Source organism: Psychrobacter sp. AOP7-A1-24 (assembly GCF_052376235.1).
In the GTDB taxonomy this organism is placed as follows: Bacteria; Pseudomonadota; Gammaproteobacteria; order Pseudomonadales; family Moraxellaceae; genus Psychrobacter.
In genome coordinates, this window is sequence record NZ_JBQSVM010000090.1 from 1 (window position 1) to 1480 (window position 1480).

At 39.7% G+C, this 1480-nt stretch carries 1 protein-coding gene and 1 pseudogene; one reads left to right on the forward strand and one right to left on the reverse strand.

Annotated features, from left to right (window positions below; translation table 11 throughout):
- Nucleotides 1-137: 137 nt before the first annotated feature.
- On the reverse strand, nucleotides 138-1055 hold the full coding sequence (locus tag ACT3QQ_RS13800; protein ID WP_444528418.1) for a DMT family transporter: 918 nt from the start codon (nucleotides 1053-1055) through the stop codon (nucleotides 138-140).
- A gap of 322 nt (nucleotides 1056-1377) precedes the next feature.
- On the opposite strand from ACT3QQ_RS13800, the pseudogene ACT3QQ_RS13805 reads away from it, so the two are divergent.
- A pseudogene (locus ACT3QQ_RS13805) lies at nucleotides 1378-1480 on the forward strand (DUF421 domain-containing protein); the annotation flags it as partial.

Sequence of the window (1480 nt, forward strand, 5' to 3'; positions counted from 1 at the left end):
CAATATTAAAATAATAACTCGAATACAAAGACGCCCCGACTTTGATAAATCGGGGCGTCTTATATTGTCTAGTAACGTAATTAGCTTGAACCTTTTCTGAGCAGCTTAGCTAATGATAAATCATTAATAATCTTAATTTATGCCAGTACCTTTTTATTTAGGGTAAACACCAAGACCGCGCCCAAAATGACTGTGCTTGCAATTATAAATGGCATGGTTAACTGCTCAGATAAAAATATCACACCTAGCAACGCAGCAATCACAGGAACACATAGCTGAACGATAGCCGCTTGTGTGTTCTTCAACAATGGCATCGCTGTATACCAGATACTGTAGCCCATGCCAGAGGCGATCGCTCCTGATGCACAGGCGAGTAGTGCACCTTCTATTGTGATGCTATTCAAATTGATATTTTCAAAACCCAAATTATCTAGATATGTCATACCTACCAGTAAAAGTATAGGCACAGCGACTAAGCTACGCACAAAGTTGAACCCTGTCGCTCGTAGCGGTGAGACGCATGATTTACCGCGTATACTATATACTCCCCAAGCTACGCCACTAATAGCCATTAACGATGCAGCCAATGGTGACGGTATGGCAGCTGATGGCAACATCAGATATACAAACCCTGCCACTGCAACGACAAACGCTAACCACTGTAGCGCGCTGAGCTGTTCTTTTTTATAGATACCCCAACCAATCATCGTAAGCTGAACCGCTGAAAACAAAATCAATGCACCAGTACCAGTATCGAGCTCTACATACGCAATTGAAAAGCACAGCGCATAAATTACTAAACTGACGCTACTTAACCAACTGCCCTTATCATTCAATATAGCATGAACGGTAGGGTTGTCATGGTTGGGCGCTTGATGTCGCAGTCTGTAAGCCTGTATAGCCATAATTATGCCTAGACAGGCCGTAGCACTAACCAGCCTGATAATGGTAAAGCTCCAAGCGTCGATATAGCCTTCTGCCAATGCCATTCGGCAAAACAAAGAATTCGCAGCAAAGGCGATTAGCGCAATGATGGTATAAATAGTGGCTTTCAAAAGTAGTTCCTACAATGAATAAGTAGCACAACACAGGCAAGTATAGGGTTTTAGTTCTAAATCGTGAGGTACGCTGTTATAACAATCGCTTGTTTTTAGTAAAAATAATAAATTGAGAATTTAACAGTCTAATTTGTAGTTGTCTCACAAGACAGGATATTTTGTCGTACTTATGGCAAAAAGTCTGTTTTAAATCAGAATAACGATAGTTGTATTGACGATAAGGTCTGAAAATAGCGATGATGTGCTTGGCATAAAACGAGCTATTAGAACAGCTTTCACTAAATATAATAAATCAGATAAACGGATAGGAAAAGAAAGTATGGATTGGGCAAGTATTTTTATTTATGACACAACTTGGTTGTTTGCTGTAGAAATTTTAATACGTGTCACTGTCATGTTTGTATTAATTATCACATTCTTGC